The following is a 17,475-nucleotide window of genomic DNA, read 5'->3' as shown; positions in this document are numbered from 1 at the left end:
GAGCGCCCAATAGGTTCTTCGTCTGCTGGTGGTACAGCGGCGGCGTATCTCTGACCTGCGCACTTGGTGATTATGGGCAGCTGGTCGGAGTCGTTGGTCCGGGAATGGCCCGGATCTTGCTTTGCCCGGGGTGGTCGTTTGGTGGTAGCCGGCGGTCGGGCTCTGCAGTAACTGTTTGTACTTCCGGCCAGGCAGTGGTGCCGGCAGCCAACGCCACCCTGCACGTTGTTACTCCAGGGCGACGTCTACTGGCCCTGGCTGCAGGCGGTGAATTGTTCCGGAAGGGGTCAGCACATTCCGTGACCTGCTGCGGTAGATCGGTTCGACCTGCTGACCTGTGTGAATGATCTTTCGGTTGTTTCACGCTCGTGCTTGTCAACGCGGGCCAAAGCCCCAGAGCGCCCACTGCTCGGCGTCGCTGTCGTCGAGAGTTGCTCCTTCATGCCGAGAAAAATCAACTGAATGAAAACAGCTACCCGGCCCGGTAAAGTCCCAGCTCAGCAAGTGTCGACCCCGCGCTCGCGGGGATGCTCCGTCAAGGATGCAACCCATGTCCTCCCACGTGCTGTCGACCCCGCGCTCGCGGGGATGCTCCAATGCGTTCGTGGGCAGGCTTGTCGATCCTGGGGTCGACCCCGCGCTCGCGGGGATGCTCCGACGTTCATCAACACGAGGATGGTCGAGGGCGTGTCGACCCCGCGCTCGCGGGGATGCTCCGCCTCCGGGGTCGTAGCCCTCCCTGTCCGGGTTGTCGACCCCGCGCTCGCGGGGATGCTCCTGCGTCGTGCGGCACGTCTTCACGCAGCGCCTCGTCGACCCCGCGCTCGCGGGGATGCTCCGCCGAGACCTTGGCCGCTGATCTCCGCGACCGCGTCGACCCCGCGCTCGCGGGGATGCTCCGCGCTGGGCGGTCGGGTACTCCGACTGTTCGAGGTCGACCCCGCGCTCGCGGGGATGCTCCGGTCACCCGGGAGGATCTCCGCCCGGCTGACCGGTCGACCCCGCGCTCGCGGGGATGCTCCGCCGTTCGGGGCGTCCGGGTCACTGCCGGCGACGTCGACCCCGCGCTCGCGGGGATGCTCCGACGGGTCCGTTCTCCGGGCACGGCTACACCAGGTCGACCCCGCGCTCGCGGGGATGCTCCGGTCTCCGGGATCGCCAAGAAGCCCGTGAAGTTGTCGACCCCGCGCTCGCGGGGATGCTCCGTGGGTGTACTCCCTCGGCGGCCGCGAGGACCAGTCGACCCCGCGCTCGCGGGGATGCTCCGACCTGGTCGAACCGCGCACCCCGCTCTTCGAGGTCGACCCCGCACCCGCGGGGATGCTCCGTGGTGGCAGGCGCGCGACGCCGCGGCGTACGAGTCGATCCCGCGCCCGCGGGGATACTCCGGCCTCGGCTCCGGGGTCCCTGCGTTCCGTGACGTCGATCCCGCGCCCGCGGGGATACTCCGCTGGATTGGCCCGGGGCACCCACGACAGCGCTGTCGATCCCGCGCCCGCGGGGATACTCCGGTAGGCATGGGCCAGGCGGAGGCCGACCAGTAGTCGATCCCGCGCCCGCGGGGATACTCCGTAGGGAGGCCCGGGGTGTACGACTACCGGCCCGTCGACCCCGCGCCCGCGGGGATACTCCGTCGGTCCCCGCGTCCTCCCACGTGCTCGTCTGGTCGACCCCGCGCCCGCGGGGATACTCCGTACCGGCTCCTCACCCCGCGGACGGCCACGGTGTCGACCTCGCGCCCGCGGGGATACTCCCTTGCCCACGTTGAGCATCGCGGCCGCAATGTCGTCGACCCCGCGCCCGCGGGGATACTCCGACGATGTCGGTCCCGGACGCGTCGTAGCCGTAGTCGACCCCGCGCCCGCAGGGATGCTCCGGAACCTCGTGCCGTCTTCGTTGGGGCACGTTTGTCGACCCCGCGCCTGCGGGGATGCTCCGTGTCTCACCGGCCGGGCGGACGTGGAGGGCACGTCGACCCCGCGCCCGCGAGGATGCTCCGTGTGGAACTCGGCTGTCAGCTCTCAAGTCAGAAGATTTTACTGTTTCCGCAGGTCAAGCCACTTTGTCAGTGGTGGACTCTAGGCTCTGGTGCTGAGTTGTGGATGAGGATGCGGGGGCATGGTGGATGTTCGGGAGTTGAGCGAGCGCTACGAGCCATTGGTGGTGAGGGCTCTAGAGACGCTGTGGGGGAAGTCGCGGGAGCGGGCAGGGGGTACGACGAACCTTCTGCTTGCGCACCTTGTCGATACTGCGGCAGTTGCGGAGCTGTTGTGGGACGGCTTCCTCGCGCGTTCGACACGCTCGGTGCTGGATGAGGTCGCGGGCGGGCCGGGGCGAGGGCGGCGGTTGTTCGCCTGGTTGTGCGGAGTTCATGACTGCGGGAAGGCGTCGCCGGCGCATCAGCGTCTGTGGCCCGAGGGCGCGGAGGCTGTGCGCAGGTCGGGGCTGACGTGGGTTGAGGCGGCTGCTGTGGCGGGGGCGAAGCAGCAGAAGCGGTGGCGTCACGACTGGGCCGGTGGGCTGATGACGCGGGAGTTGCTGGCCGGGGCCGGTTGGGATACGAAGCAGCTGGACTGGGTGTGGCCACTGGTGGCTGGACACCATGGTGCGTTCCCTTCGATACGGGATGTGCAGGAACCGCGTCATGCGAAGGGGCAGTTGCGGGGAAGGGGAACGTGGCGTCAAGTCCAGCAAGCTGTGCTTGACGTGTTCACCCAGGAAGTTGGGTTCGGGGATCTCCGCGAGGTGGAGCCGGGGGCGGTTCCGTCCAGGGCGCTTCAGTTGCAGCTCAGCGGCCTGGTGGTCATGGCGGACTGGATCGCCAGTGACGAGCGTTTCTTCGTGGGCGTGGACGATCTGCGGCTGGTGAGCCTGGATGCTTCCCGAGAGCGGGCGGCGTCGGCGTGGCAGGCTCTGGGGTTGCAGGGCGGTTGGGGTGCTTTGACCGTGCCGGGACCGGAGGCGTTCCGGGACCGGTTCGGGTATGCGCCGCGGCCCTCGCAGGCCATGGTGGTCGAGATGGTCCGCCGCATGGGCGGTCCGGGGATCGTGGTGGTCGAAGCGCCAATGGGTGAGGGCAAGACAGAGGCTGCTCAGGCTGCAGCGGAAGTCCTGGCGGCCAGGTTCGGCGCGGATGGCGTGTTCGTGGGAATGCCGACCCAGGCGACCAGCGATCCCATGTTCACCCGCACACGTCAATGGCTGGAGGCGATCGAAGGGCGCCTGGCGTCCCGGGTGGTGTTGCTGCACGGCAAGAGGGCGTTCAACCGGGAGTGGAAAGCTCTGCTGGAGGACGCCGGCGCGTACGCGGACGAGGCGTTTTGCGGGGTGGACGAGTTCGGGCTGGAGGACGACCCGTACGGAGTCGAGCTCGAGGTGCGTGATGTGCCGGAGCGGCAGGCGCCCGCTGAGTGGTTTCTGGGATCGAAGCGTGGGCTGCTGGCCCCGTTCGTGGTCGGTACGGTCGATCAGCTTCTGTATGCAGCTACCCGTACGCGGCATGTGATGCTGCGGATGGCGGGCCTGGCCGGCAAGGTTGTGATCCTGGACGAGGTCCACGCGTGCGACGTGTACATGAGCCAGTTTCTGCAAGAGGCGCTGCGCTGGCTGGGGCAGGCCGGCGTGCCGGTGATCATCCTGTCGGCGACTCTTGCCCCCGCGCAGCGCCAGGCGCTGGTCGAGGCGTACCTGGCTGGTGCGGCCTCGCGTGAGGAGCTGCGGGTCGAGGTGCCTTTGCCGTCGGGGTACCCGAGTGTCACAACGGCATGGCTGCCGGCCTCGGGGGAGCCGCAGATCCATGTGGATGCGACCGACAGCTGGCGCGAGGACCTCGGCGTACAGGTGCGTGTCGTGCCCGAGGCGGTACCCGGTGCGCGTTGTTCGCGTCAGGAGCGCGAACGGCTGCAAGGCGAGGCGGACGCGCGGGTGAGGGACCTGTTGGCGAGTGAGCTCGCCGACGGGGGAACCGCGCTGGTCATCCGTAACTCCGTTGCGCGGGCGCAGAGCCTCTACAAGGAGCTGCGCGGGCGGTTCGGCAAGGACGAAGTGCGCCTTCTGCACGCCCGTTTCACGGTAGCCCGGCGTGCCGATCTGACGCAGGAGAGCCTGCGCCTGCTGGGTCCGCGCACGCCGCGGCCCAGGGGAGGCCGGTTGATCCTGGTGGCGACTCAGCTCGCCGAGCAGTCCTTCGATGTCGATGCCGACCTGCTCGTCACGGATCTGGCGCCCGTCGACCTTCTGCTGCAGCGCGTAGGCAGGTTGCACCGGCACGAGGAAACCTGGCGTCCGGACAGGCTGCGCGTGCCGCAGGTGTTCCTCACCGGGTTCGAGCCGCGTGAGGGCCGCGAGCCGGCGTTCGCGTTCGCCAGCGAAATGATCTATGGGCGTCATCTGCTGCTGCGCACCGCAGCGGTGCTGCCCGGTGCCGGTGAGGCGTGGTTGGTTCCAAGAGATGTGCCTGGGCTGGTGGCCAGGGTGTACGGGGCAGATGCATCGCTGCTGCCCGAAATGTGGCGAGAAGCCGGTGAGGAGGCATGCCGGGAGCAGGAGAGCCGGGACCGAATGCGCGCCGAGAACGCACGGCAGTTCTTGCTGACCGCGCCCGGTGAGTACGAGAAGCGGACGCTGGCAGGTCTTCACTACGGCGGCTCCACCACGGGCAGTGACGAGGGCTCGTTGCAGGCGGCGGTGCGCGACGGTGACGAATCCGTCGAGGTCGTTCTGGTGGTCCGGGAGGAGGGCGATGCGGTCTTCAGGACGCTGGCGGGGCGGGCCTTGAGCGTCAATGGCGAGGTGGCGCCGGACGTGCTGGAGGAGGTGCTGGGCTCGGCGGTGCGTCTGCCGTCGAAATTGACGCAGGTGGCCTCGCAGTTGCGGCCGCTGCCCGGCTGGCACGGGCATCCGTGGTTGCGCCACAGCCGTGCTCTGGTGCTGGACGGCTCATGCAGCATCCGGCTGGGCGACCTCACGGTGTCCTACGACGACGAGTTCGGGCTTCGGGAGCAGTAGAGGTCTTGGTGTCTGTTGCAAGGCTCCGTGGGGGAGGGGGTGAGTCGCCGGGCTGGCGCCCGGCGACTCGGTGCCCCGCGTGGCGCGGGGTCGAGGCGGGTCCCGATCTGCTGTGCAAACACAGAAGGGGATCATCCCCGGGTCCCGGACCGTCACGGTCCGAGGGCTGGGGGCAACGGCCGGATTGTTGCACCTGATTGAGGAGAAAGCATGTGCACCCTCGGAGCCGCTGCTAGCGTCAAACATAGAAGCTTCAGCAAAGGGGGGACCGATGACTGATGGCTTTTCCCTGACGGACGAGCCGTGGCTGCTCTTACCGTCGGCCGCAGGGGGAGTGGCGCAGGAGCGCTCGCTGCGTACTGCGTTGTTGGAGGCGCACGAGTTCGGTGACCTGGTGGTGGAACTCCCCACCCAGAGGGTGGCCGTGTTTCGGCAGGTTCTGCTGCCGGTGATCCTTGACGCTCTGGGCAGGCCGGCCGACGAACGCGAGTGGATGAACTGGTTCTCCACCGGGCGCTGGTCACCGGAGCAGCGTTCGAGGCTAGAGGCATATTTGGATGCGCACCGTGAACGGTTCGACCTCTTCCATCCGGTGCAGCCCTTCGGGCAGGTCGGTGGCCTGCGTACCGCGAAGGGGGAAACGAAGAACGCTGGGCTGATTGTCGCGACTGCCGCCACCGGTAACAATGTGCCGCTGTTCGCATCGCGTACTGAGGGTGATGCCTTTTCGCTGGCTCCGGCGCAGGCGGCGCACTGGCTGCTGCACACGCAGTGCTGGGATACCGCAGCGATCAAAACGGGTGCCGTGGGCGACTCGAAGGCAAAAGCGGGCAAGACCACAGGGAACCCGACCGGCCCGCTGGGGCAGATGGGTGTCACCTTGCTGGCCGGGACGACGCTGTTCGAGACGCTGTTGCTGAACCTTCCGGTCGGAGCGCCGCCCACGTCCGCCGACCTGCCGCAGTGGAGGAGGCGTCAGCCCGCAGATCCTCGATCGGCAGACACTGCCCAGTGGCAGGAGCGGGCACCCGAAGGGCTCTTGGACCTGTGGACCTGGCAGTCCCGCCGTATCCGGCTCGTCCCGGAAAACACGGGTGAAGGGCTGCGGGTGACGCGCGTACTGGTCGCTGCGGGGGACCGGATGCCGCATACGCCTGAGATCGAACCGCACACCATGTGGCGCCTGGAGCCGACCGGTGGCCGCAGCACGAGCAGAAACAAAGGCGCCGCCGCGCCGCCGCGCCGCCCGTTGCGCCTTCAGCCAGGCAAGGCTGCGTGGCGCGGGCTTGACGCGCTCCTCGCGCCCGAGCGGCAGTCCCGAGAAGCAGGGGAGAAAACGAGCGGGTTCGCCACGAGCAAGCTCTTGGACCAGGCCGGTGCCCTGGCGCCCGATCTCGGGCAGGCATATCCGTTGCGCGTGGAACTTGTCGGGATGGCGTACGGCAACCAGTCGGCCGTCATCGACGACGTGATGTTCGACGCGCTGCCTCTCCCGCTGGCCGCGCTCGACGCGGACAGCGACGTCCGCTCCGCTCTCCTCGAAGTAGCAGAACAGGCAGAGCAGTTGGCCACGGCCGTCAATCATCTCTCGGCTGATCTGCGGCGGGCTCTGGGCGCCGAACCCATCCCCTGGGACAAGGGACAGCGCCCCGGCGAACTCGTCCTGCACGCCCTGGACCCGCTGGTTCGGCAGTTGCTGGCCGGGATGCGAGGTGTGGAGGACCTGGAACGGATCGAGGCCGGCCAGCTCGCCTGGGAGCAGCTGGCGTGGCGGCGCAGCTGGGAGGTCGCGGACCGCCTCCTGCAGGCGGTGCCTGTTGGAGCGTTCGTGGGAAGGAGCGTCTCCCAAGGGGAGGGCAAGCCCGAGCGCACGCACCGCGTCCCGCTGGCCGAGGCGTCCTTCCTCAAACGCCGCGGGGAGATCCTTCACCGGGCAGACGCCGCCCGGCGCAGCAGCCCTCACCCCGACAGCCAGTAAGCGCCGAGGCGCTGCTTGGGACGCCCACGTCTCTTACATCCGGCTTGGGCCCTCCAACGCCATGCCTCCGGGACGCTCCCACATGCCTTCGCGACACAGCATCCCTCATCACGTCTGGACACGGACATGACCGAAGAAGACTTCACGAAGCAAAGAATCTGGCACCGCTACATCGCTGCGGACGGCACCTGGCGGCGCAAGGACGGCACTGCGGCCATGCAGCGCCCGCCCGGCGAGGACCTCGCGGTTCTGCGCCGTGGACTGGGCCGCCCCGCCGGCACCGTGCTGGAGATGTTCCCGTTCTACACCTGCCCGGTCGACGACTTCGCCGCCCGCCGTGGGGAGGTTTCGGCAGAGCAGGAGGCCGAACATGTCGCGCTCGCCCTCTACGGGCTGCACCAGCAGAGCCAGGAGCGGCCGATGCACCGCGACGGAGTTAGCCTCGGCCGGGCCATGCTCGAGCTTCGGCGCCACGACCGCACCAGTGACGAGGCAGTCGACTCCCGCTTCCAGCAGGCGTTCTCCGCCACCTCGACGCCGGCGCTGCAACTGCGTCTGCGCGGTCTGATCACCCAGCTCAAGGACATCAAGCAGCCTCTCGACTACAACCGCCTGGCCCTTGACCTGCACGACTGGAACCGGCCCGAGCCCCGCTCCCGCGTGCGCCGCCGCTGGGGCCTGGACTACTACGGCTGGACCCAGCCGGCCATGGCTTCGCGATCTGGCCGCTGAGACCAGCAGCACGCACGACCTCTGCCGCCCAGTTGTGAACGTTCTGCTCTCGTTCGCGCACGCGCGCCCGTGCCGGCCCCGGATCGCTTGATCACCGTTAACCCACAGGACTTGGAGCCAATTCGATGACCCAGCGCCTCTACATCGACGTGCACGTCGTGCAGACCGTCCCGCCCGCCAACCTCAACCGGGACGACCAGGGCAATCCCAAGGAGGCCATCTATGGAGGCGTCCGCCGCTCCCGGGTCTCCTCCCAGGCGTGGAAGCGAGCGACCCGCCAGCACTTCGACGTCCAGGCTCCCCAGTCCGAGCGAGCCACCCGCACCAAGCGTCTCACCGGTGAGCTCACCACCCGGATCACGCAAAACACCGGTCTGGAGCGTGAGGACGCCGGCCGGATCGCCGCGGCACTGCTCGCCCAGCTCGGCCTGAGCCAGGGCAAGAAGGCCGGCGACACCGCCTATCTCCTCTTCTACGGAAACGCCCAACTCGACGCCGTGGCCACCCTCGTCACGGACCGGGCCACCGACCTCGCAGCTCTGGACGACAAGGCACTCGCGGACACGGTCAAGGAACTGCCCGTCGCGGAAACCTTCACCACCGGGCACCCCGTGGGCGTCGCCCTGTTCGGCCGGATGGTCGCCGACATCCCCAAGCTCAACGTCGACGCCGCCGTCCAGGTCGCCCACGCGCTCTCCACCCACGAGACGCAGCTGGAGTTCGACTACTTCACCGCGGTCGACGACCAGAACGAAAAGGAGGAGACCGGAGCCGGGATGATCGGCACCATCGGCTTCAACTCCGCCACCCTCTACCGCTACGCCACCGTCGGGCTCGCCCAGCTCACCGACAACCTCGGCGGGGACACCGAAGCCGCCCTCGACGCCCTGGACCGGTTCGTCGACAGCTTCACCCTGTCCGCCCCCACCGGCTACCAGAACTCCTTCGCCCACCGCACCCGGCCCAGCCTTGTCGCTGTCGTCGTGCGCACCGACCAGCCCGTCAACCTGGTCTCCGCCTTCGAAGAGCCCGTCCCGGCCGAAGCGGGCATTCAGGCGAACTCCGCCCGTCGCCTCGCCGAGGAGCACCTCACCGCCACCCAGGTCTGGGGCGACACCCCCCTTTACGCCGCAGCCAGCCACACCTTCACCACCCGCGAAACCCGCACCAAAGACACCGTCGAGACCCTCACCCAGGCATTCGGGGAATCCGTCGCCTTCGCCGACCTGCGCACCGCCCTGCGGGCCCGCATCACCACCGCCGTGGGGGAGCAGGCGTGACAGCCTCCGGCCGCACCTCCGTCCTCCTGCTGCGGCTCGCCGCCCCGCTGCAGTCCTGGGGTGACCGCAGTACCTTCAACCGCCGTGAGACCCGGCCCGAACCCACCAAATCCGGGGTCGTGGGTCTGCTCGCAGCTGCCGCCGGCCGCTCCCGGCACGCCGCCCTGGACGACCTTGCCGGGCTCGCACTGGGCATCCGCATCGACCAGCCCGGCAGCCTCCTACGCGACTACCACACCGTCAGCGATCACCGGGGCCAGCCGCTCCTGTCCGCCGCCGTGTCCGCCAGGGGCCTGCAAAAACCCACCTCACCTGCCAAGCACACCCACATCACCCAGCGCTTCTACCTCCAGGACGCCGTCTTCCTCGCAGCCGTGGAAGGCCCCGCAGAACTCATCACCACCCTCGAACACGCCGTACGCCACCCCGCCTTCCCCCTCGCCCTGGGCCGTCGGTCCTGCGTACCCGCGCAACCCCTGCTCCTGGGACAGCGCACCGGCCCGCTCCAGGACGCCCTGCGCGCGGAGCCCTGGCAAGCCTCCCCCTCGGTGCGCAAGCGCTGGGGACGCCAGAACGGCAACGCCACCCGCATCGACCTTCCCGCCACCCTCGACGACCCGGCAGGAGACGACATTCGCGACGACGTGCCCCTCTCCTTCGCCCCCACCCGCCGCACCTACACCACCCGCCGCACCTCACACACCTACCTCTCAGCCCCCACCGGCCTCACACCCGATCCCACACGGCCCCCGAGCACCGGCGGCCACGACCCCTTTGCCCTCCTGGGCTGGTGACCGACATGCCTTATCTCTCCCGCATCCGCATCAACCCGCTGCGCGCCGAAAGCCGCACACTCCTCGCCGGCCCACGCGCCCTGCACGCCGCAGTCCAAGGCGGCATCCCCGGCCTGCCCGCCGAAGAGCGCACCCTGTGGCGACTCGATGCGGACAACCCCCACCGCCCCCACCTGTTCGTCCTCACCACCGACAAACCCGACTGGACGCACCTCGTCGAACAGGCAGGATGGCCCGACGCCGACGGCGAGCACTACGCCGTACGCGACTACACCCCCCTCCTGCAACAGCTGGCAACCGGACGCAACTTCGCCTTCCGCCTCACCGCCAACCCCGTCCAGAACACCAGCCGCCCCGACAAACCCACCCCGCGCCAACAACAACGCATCGAAGCCGGCGAACGCCGCAGTTTCCGCCTCGGCCACCGCACCGCCGCAGCCCAGCTCAACTGGTTCCTCACCCGCACCGACCGCTGGGGCTTCGACATCCCCACCGCCCCCCACCTGGACGACACCCACGACACCGACGGCGAACCGCCCCGCGACGTCCGCATCACCACCCGCCAACGCCGTGCCTTCGGCAAAGGATCCCTCAGCACGAAGGAAGCCCAGGTCGTCATGAACGCAGTGACCTTCGAAGGACGCCTGCGCATCACCGACCCCGCCCTGCTCACCGAACGCCTCCTGAACGGCATCGGCCCCTCCAAGGCGTACGGATGCGGACTGCTCACCCTCGCCCCGCTTCCCGAAAGGGCATGAGCACCCGTGCCCGACATCTGGTGGAAAGCCGACCCCCAGGACCTGCACCGCCTCGTCGACCGGGTCTCCAGCGTCTACGTCGAACGCAGCCACCTGGACCGCGACGAGAACGCCGTCGTCATCATCAACAAACAGCAGACCGTCCGGGTCCCCGCCGCCATGGTCGCCGTCATGCTCCTGGGTCCCGGCACCCGCGTCACCCACGGAGCGATCCGCCTGCTCGCCGACTCCGGCACCACCGTGTGCTGGGTCGGCGAACAAGGCGTCCGCATGTACGCAGCCGGCCTCGGCCCCAGCCGCGGCGCCGGCCTCCTGCACCGCCAAGCCTGGCTCGTCACCCGCCCCAAGGAACGCCTCGCCGTCGCCCGAGCCATGTACAACATGCGCTTCCCCGGCGAAGACGTCTCCACCCACACCATGCAACAACTCCGCGGCCGCGAAGGCACACGCATCCGAAAGCTCTACAAAGCCCACGCGGACCGCACCGGCATCACCTGGAACGGCCGCATCTACAAAGCCGGCGACGCCTTCGCAGCAGGCGACGACCTCAACCGCCTCCTGTCCGCCGCCAACGCAGCCCTCTACGGCATCTGCCACGCTGTCATCATCGGACTCGGCGCCAGCCCAGGGCTCGGATTCGTCCATACCGGCAAAGCCACATCCTTCGTCCTGGACATCGCCGACCTGTACAAGGCCGAATACACCATTCCGCTCGCCTTCGACCTCGCCGCACAAGGACTCACAGAGGAACGCGACGCACGACTGGGACTTCGTGACCTCATCGCCCGCGACAAACTCCTCGGCCGCATCGTCACCGATGTGAAGAGCCTGCTCACTCCCGAGGGAACGGACTTCGAAGACCCCGAGGCCAACCTTTTGTGGGACGAGCACCTCGGCGCCGTCCCGGGCGGCACCAACTACGCCAACCACGCAGACCTGTCAGTACACGGAATGACCGACAACCACATCGCAGTCATCGGACCCGAAATCAACGACATCGAATCCACACCATGACCGTCATCATTCTCATCGCCGCCCCAGAGGGACTGCGCGGGCACCTCACCCGCTGGATGGTCGAGGCCAGCGCCGGCGTGTTCGTCGGCAACCCAAGCCGCCGCATCCGCGACCGCCTATGGGAACTCCTGGCCACCCGCATCGGCGACGGCCAAGCCATCCTCATCGAACCCGCCGCCAACGAACAAGGATGGGCCACACGCACCGCAGGCCGCGACCGCTGGCAACCCGTCGACTTCGACGGACTGATCCTCTCAGCCCGCCCCAAAAAGCAACTGAATGAAAACAGCCGCCCCGCCCGGTAAAGCCCCAGCTCAGAAAGTGTCGACCCCGCGCCCGCGGGGATCTTCCTCCCTGATCAGACTGGTGATCGTCTTGTGGTCGGTCGACCCCGCGCCCGCGGGGATCTTCCTTCGGGGGCGGCGCAGGGGGGTTCGGGGGCCGCAGTCGACCCCGCGCCCGCGGGGATCTTCCGAGGGCATACGACTGACCGGGAGATCCACCAGGGTCGACCCCGCGCCCGCGGGGATCTTCCGAGGGCATACGACTGACCGGGAGATCCACCAGGGTCGACCCCGCGCCCGCGGGGATCTTCCGTCGTCCAGCCAGTGGAAGACCTTGACCCCGTTGTCGACCCCGCGCCCGCGGGGATCTTCCTTCGACGGGCCGAAGTCTCAGCCGCGCACATCAGTCGACCCCGCGCCCGCGGGGATCTTCCCTCACAGTTCGAGGGGAAGTCCTGCGTGATGTGGTCGACCCCGCGCCCGCGGGGATCTTCCGTAGGCGTTGAAATAGATCATGGGGCCGATCCGGTCGACCCCGCGCCCGCGGGGATCTTCCCCGGTTCGGGGGGTTCGTCTACAACCCCGACCCGTCGACCCCGCGCCCGCGGGGATCTTCCCGCAACAACGCTCACGGCAGGCTGGAACGACGGGTCGACCCCGCGCCCGCGGGGATCTTCCCCTCGTGAGGCACTATTGGCTCAGACGCATCGCGTCGACCCCGCGCCCGCGGGGATCTTCCGCCACCGCAGTCATGCACGAGGGCCAGCAGCGAGTCGACCCCGCGCCCGCGGGGATCTTCCGCGGATCCACGCCGCCACCCTCGGCCCCGACCCGTCGACCCCGCGCCCGCGGGGATCTTCCGAAGTCCGGCGGCAGCATCCGCAGGTTGTCCGGGTCGACCCCGCGCCCGCGGGGATCTTCAGTAGCGCCCCTCGGACTGCAACGGGTAGCCGCCGTCGACCCCGCGCCCGCGGGGATCTTCCGGAGCAGCACCATGGCCGGCGACCGTATCTCCAGTCGACCCCGCGCCCGCGGGGATCTTCCGCTGGGAACCTGCTCCGCGGTCTGCTGGGCCGCGTCGACCCCGCGCCCGCGGGGATCTTCCGGGGTTGGCGAGCAGGTGCCCGGCGAGGTGCCAGTCGACCCCGCGCCCGCGGGGATCTTCCGTAGACGAGGGCCCGCATGTACTGGCGGACCGCGTCGACCCCGCGCCCGCGGGGATCTTCCGGGGTTCGCCGACAAGTTTGTCGAGCTGGACATGTCGACCCCGCGCCCGCGGGGATCTTCCGATCTTGACCTTGTCCATCTCGACTTCGAACAGGTCGACCCCGCGCCCGCGGGGATCTTCCGAGGGTGTCGACTACGTGGCCATCCGCATGACCGTCGACCCCGCGCCTGCGGGGATCTTCCTGTGTGAGATCAGCATTGGGCGGAGTACAGGGTGTCGACCCCGCGCCCGCGGGGATCCTCCGCACGGTGACCTGGACGCCTACCCGTGGCAAGCCGTCGACCCCGCGCCCGCGGGGATCCTCCGGCGCCTGCGGTGACGGTCGGCGGGGTGGTCTGGTCGACCCCGCGCCCGCGGGGATCCTCCGACCCTGGAGACCCTCAACCTGGTCGTGCCGAAGTCGATCCCGCGCCCGCGGGGACCCTCCGGTGTCGTAGGACTGCCACGTCTGGGGAGGTGGCCGCCCCCGCGCCTGCGGGGATTCTTCGGACTACCTGACGTGTCGAGGTATCAGTGTTGGATGTTCGAGATAGAGCAGGCGTTTAGAAGGCGCCTGCCCTATTCGGCTCAGGGGTATCCGTGATGGCTGGTATGCCTGGTGCTTGTAACACGGGATCACCGGTTGGCCAAACCGGCGCTTCTCCTGATCATTGTCTGCGTTCGTTGTTGGACGTTGCGGTCTTCTTGTCTGCGCCAGCGCCTATCGGTGCTTTGCCATTGAGGTCACGTTCGTGCAGTGGGGTCGCGTGACCCGAGCCCGCACAGAGGTGCGGGTGATGGTGCGGCGTGGGTCCGGGGACCAGTGCCCGCTACACGTAGTGGCCTTGCGATGTCGGTGGTGACGAAGAGCACGTAAGTGGCGAGGCGGCGTCGTTCGGTGGAGGCCGTTTTGACGTTTGGAAGGGGTGAGGGTGTTGTCGGGCTCTAGTCTTCGAGAAAGCGGGATGGGGGGACTTATGGGTGGCGAGCTGTCCATAGCTGACGTTCCACTCGGGCCGTTCGAGGGCTCGTTGGTCACGGTGTATTCGGCCAAGGGCAAAGCGGCCAAGCTGCATGTGGTCAGGCAGTGTGGGCAGCTGCGTACGTCCGATGTGAGAACGGTCGACGTGCTGATGGAGGCGACGACGATGCGACGGCTCTGCTCGCGGTGCGCCGCATGGGGTGTCTGGGGCCGGCCGACTACCGGGCTGGGCATGTTCCTGGGGGCTCTGGGTGGGACGGGCCTGTTGTACCAGTTGCAGTCCTACACGGAGCCGGACGAGGACGAATGCTGGACCGACGAGGAGGCGCGGAAGGCCGCTGTCCTTCTTCGTGCTGAACAGGATCCTGATGGTGATGGCGATGGCGAGGAGGTGGAAGGCGGCGCGTCGCTTCGAGAGGCACGTGAGGACGCCGAACGTCTGCGGGACCTGATCTTCTCCCATTGGCGCGATGCGGGAGGGAGCCTGTATCGGGCCCAGACCGTCCTCGCCCACTTTGGCTGGCTGGAGGAGTGGGCCAAGCCGTCGCTGACGGCCAAGATGCGATATGTGGAGACGCTACGGGCCCAGGCCGCCCGGTTCGCCGACCCGGAGGAGCTTGTTGTGGCTGCTGCCGCAACGACTCTTCCCATGCCCGAGCTTCCGTGCACGGCCCCGGCCTTCGCGGTGCTCGGTGGCAACAGCCAGGTGTCTGCGGCCCTCGCGGATTTGTGGCGCCGGTGGCAGAACGCGGCCGGACAATCCTGGGAAGGGCCGAAGGCGCGCGCCTACCTCTCGTACGAGATCGTGCAAAGCATCCGCAGCAATCGGAAGGGCTACGACGCGGCCCGGGCCGAGGCGGCGCGCCTCGTTGAGTCCTGGGAGGAACTGGCCCGCGCGGCAGCGAAGTCGGCGGACCGGATTCCGGCGCGTCGGCTGACGGCGCACGTGCCGCAAGCGCCCGCCATCACGCCACATCATGAAGGGCGGGACTTCCTGGAGGGGCTGGACGCGTGGACGGTCGGTGCGCTGGTCACGTGGACCGTCGATACTGACTTGAGCAGCCGCGTCCTGACACTGGAGGTTCCCGATCCCGTCGCCGAACGGCTCCTTGGCCCTGCAAGCGACCTCCCTTGCAGACCAGTCGACGGGACCGCGGATCTGTCCGAGCACGACGGTGTTCCGCCACGTCAGCCAGACACCATTGGTCCGGGCATCTTCGACGACACCTCGGTCTTCGACCGACGACCTGTCACCCACGATCACATCCGTGCGCTGCGCACATTTGTGCACGGCGCCGACCAGCTGTACCTGGTCTTCTCGGCGAGCGGGGGAGCGGAAGTCCTGCCTCTGGACACCATCGAGAGACGGCTGGCCAAGGGGTGGCTGGGCGTTCTCATCGCAGGAGCCAGTGACCTGCCCGCAAGCGTGATCGGCCTGGAGAAGCCGGCGGGTAGCAGTCCCGAGCCCGAGGTACGTGATGCTCGGCAGCACGTCCATGATCCATATTTCGGTGCAAGCCTGGGGCTTGCTGAAGGCGGACGCCGGACCCTCCGCCACACCTATGGCACCGAGGACCGCAACTTGAATCTGCGCCTGCTCGCTCTGGCGCGCGGCGCGCACGACCTGCGGAGCCTGGACACCGACCGGCCCGGCGGACTGCCCGTGGCGGTATGGCACGGCCTGCTCGCGGAGGACCACCTCGACTTCGCGCCTTTCCGGCAGCCCGGCAGTGACCGGTGGCGAAGCGGCAGCGGACTCCCCTTGGGTCCTCTGGCCGCAGTCCAGCTCTACACCACCAACGCCAACCCTCTGATCGAGGGCAAGGGCCACTCGCCGCTGTGCCGGCATGCCCACGAACGCGCCGTGGTGGCCAGCGACGACCTCCTCACAGTCGCCGACCTCATGGCGCGCACCGACTTCGACTGGTGCAGCAAATGTGGTGGCTACGCCCTGCGCAGACTCACCGACTCCCAGCAGTCCTACTACCGAGCCGCTCACCGCCTGCACAACATCAAACGGACGCTCGACGGCAAGGGCGGAATCTCCGGCACCGACGCCTCCACGATGATCACTCACCTGGAGGAACTGGCAGCCTGGCAGCCGGTCGACGAGGAGGAGTGGCACGGGAGCGATTCCTGGCAATGGCAGGACACCGTCCGCGAGTTCAGGCGCAAGGTCGCAAGGTCTCACACCGTGACGGGTCCTGGCGAGCCGGTCTCTTGACCCGGTTGAGGGCGTTGGACACGCGCGTCACCGACATGCGCATGGGGACCAGTTGGGGACCACACGGTGCCCGCGCCTGAACGGTACGCGCGGAACAGCACGCTTTGCTTCCTGCTTTCTGGCCGTATGTGCAGACAAAAGGGATAACCCCTACTCCTGGGGGTCAAGGGGTCGCAGGTTCAAATCCTGTCGTCCCGACTGGAGACAGTCGCATGTCAGAGGGCCCGCCGGAGGAATCCGGCGGGCCCTCTGACATGTTGATGCTGTCGGGGATCTTGGTCACGCCAGGGGGCAAGGTGGTACCCGTCCGGCTCGCAGGAGACAAGATCCCTGACAGCATCAGGCGCTCAGTAGTCGTCGTACGGTATGGCGTCGCCGGTCTTGAACGCGGGAAGCCGGTCTCGGCGGCAATGTTCTTGACGTTGGCGAGATGCGTCTTCGGCGGGCACCGGCGCCTCACCCTGACCATCTCGCCTCGCCCGAATCGCGCCAGGTAGCTCTGAAGCACATAGTGGTGAAGTTTCGGTGCAGACACATCACTCAGCGTAAGCGGACCCGGCCGTGAACACCCACAAGATTCCCAGGACTTCACAGAGCCACGACGGTGGCAGCGGAGCAGTTGCACGCGGCCGGAACGCAGGGGACGTAAAGCCGGGCGTCACAAGCGGCCGCGGTTCCCCCATAGCGGAATCAGACGACCTGACACCCCCGATGTCCTCAACGAGCACGAGCCGCTCCGCTGACGTTCACCTCGTTCCTCAAGGTCGGGCCCGGCTGTGCTGTCACTCTTTCGAGTGATCGCAGGGCAGAAGGACGGCCTTCCCCATGATCCTGAACTCTGCTACGAGACAACGGTGTTCACAAGGAAGGCCGTGGGGATGAGTGTGCTGCCGCTGGGCGGCGGGCGTGACGCTTCCGCGTAACTGTCCCGCTTTCGGACGGCCTTCTACGGGTGCTTGTCCGCGCGGGCGACCGCCGGGGCGGCCGCCCCGGCCGACGCACTCTTCGAGGTGGCCGACGCGTTGGTGTGCACGGACGGGTCGACGCGGACGCCGGTGGAGCTGTCACTGCTCGCCGGGCACCGGCGCGGCAACAAGGACCGCCCGGCGTCGCTCACCAAAACGGTGATCGAGCCGATAATTCACCGTTCCGGCCTCGACGGCCCACGCCCAGGAAACCCAGGCACACGGCCGTCATGCCGAATCGCAGCCACCC

At 68.3% G+C, this 17,475-nt stretch carries 9 protein-coding genes and 2 CRISPR repeat arrays; all 9 genes read left to right on the top strand.

Translation table 11 applies throughout. The features are described 5' to 3' along the window. Window positions 1-506: 506 nt before the first annotated feature. A CRISPR array of direct repeats spans window positions 507-1,999; the repeat unit is 28 nt; unit sequence GTCGACCCCGCGCTCGCGGGGATGCTCC. A 119-nt stretch (window positions 2,000-2,118) separates the two neighbouring features. The 9 genes from cas3 (at window position 2,119) to QFZ75_RS06310 (ending at window position 16,260) form a co-directional block, all read left to right on the top strand. Beyond that, window positions 2,119-5,007 carry a CRISPR-associated helicase Cas3' gene (gene cas3, locus QFZ75_RS06350; RefSeq protein ID WP_307534551.1) on the top strand — a complete coding sequence of 963 codons (2,889 nt, stop codon included), beginning with the start codon at window positions 2,119-2,121 and terminating at the stop codon, window positions 5,005-5,007. Window positions 5,008-5,278: 271 nt separating this feature from the next. After that, window positions 5,279-6,985, top strand: coding sequence for a type I-E CRISPR-associated protein Cse1/CasA (gene casA / locus QFZ75_RS06345; protein WP_307534549.1), 1,707 nt, complete (start codon window positions 5,279-5,281; stop codon window positions 6,983-6,985). 126 nt (window positions 6,986-7,111) lie between these two features. Beyond that, window positions 7,112-7,717: a type I-E CRISPR-associated protein Cse2/CasB gene (gene casB, locus QFZ75_RS06340; RefSeq protein ID WP_307534548.1), complete on the top strand. Its 606-nt coding sequence runs from the start codon at window positions 7,112-7,114 to the stop codon at window positions 7,715-7,717. A gap of 125 nt (window positions 7,718-7,842) precedes the next feature. Continuing rightward, window positions 7,843-8,997, top strand: a complete 1,155-nt coding sequence (cas7e, locus tag QFZ75_RS06335) for a type I-E CRISPR-associated protein Cas7/Cse4/CasC (RefSeq protein ID WP_307534546.1) — start codon at window positions 7,843-7,845, stop codon at window positions 8,995-8,997. Next, window positions 8,994-9,791 (top strand): type I-E CRISPR-associated protein Cas5/CasD, encoded by a 798-nt coding sequence (cas5e, locus tag QFZ75_RS06330; RefSeq protein ID WP_307534544.1) that lies wholly within the window; start codon window positions 8,994-8,996, stop codon window positions 9,789-9,791. The genes cas7e and cas5e overlap by 4 nt, the downstream gene beginning before the upstream one ends. A gap of 5 nt (window positions 9,792-9,796) precedes the next feature. Next, window positions 9,797-10,549 carry a type I-E CRISPR-associated protein Cas6/Cse3/CasE gene (gene cas6e, locus QFZ75_RS06325; protein WP_307534542.1) on the top strand — a complete coding sequence of 251 codons (753 nt, stop codon included), beginning with the start codon at window positions 9,797-9,799 and terminating at the stop codon, window positions 10,547-10,549. Window positions 10,550-10,555: 6 nt separating this feature from the next. Next, window positions 10,556-11,563: a type I-E CRISPR-associated endonuclease Cas1e gene (gene cas1e / locus QFZ75_RS06320; protein ID WP_307534541.1), complete on the top strand. Its 1,008-nt coding sequence runs from the start codon at window positions 10,556-10,558 to the stop codon at window positions 11,561-11,563. After that, entirely contained in the window at window positions 11,560-11,868 is a 309-nt protein-coding gene (cas2e, locus tag QFZ75_RS06315) for a type I-E CRISPR-associated endoribonuclease Cas2e (protein ID WP_307534540.1), read from the top strand. The genes cas1e and cas2e overlap by 4 nt, the downstream gene beginning before the upstream one ends. 18 nt (window positions 11,869-11,886) lie before the next feature. Beyond that, window positions 11,887-13,562: a CRISPR direct-repeat array (repeat unit 28 nt; unit sequence GTCGACCCCGCGCCCGCGGGGATCTTCC). 469 nt (window positions 13,563-14,031) lie between these two features. After that, window positions 14,032-16,260, top strand: coding sequence for a hypothetical protein (locus QFZ75_RS06310; RefSeq protein WP_307534538.1), 2,229 nt, complete (start codon window positions 14,032-14,034; stop codon window positions 16,258-16,260). The last annotated feature ends 1,215 nt before the right edge of the window (window positions 16,261-17,475 follow it).

The organism is Streptomyces sp. V3I8 (genome assembly GCF_030817535.1).
Taxonomy (GTDB): Bacteria; Actinomycetota; Actinomycetes; order Streptomycetales; family Streptomycetaceae; genus Streptomyces.
This window is presented reverse-complemented; position numbering and strand designations above follow the sequence as displayed.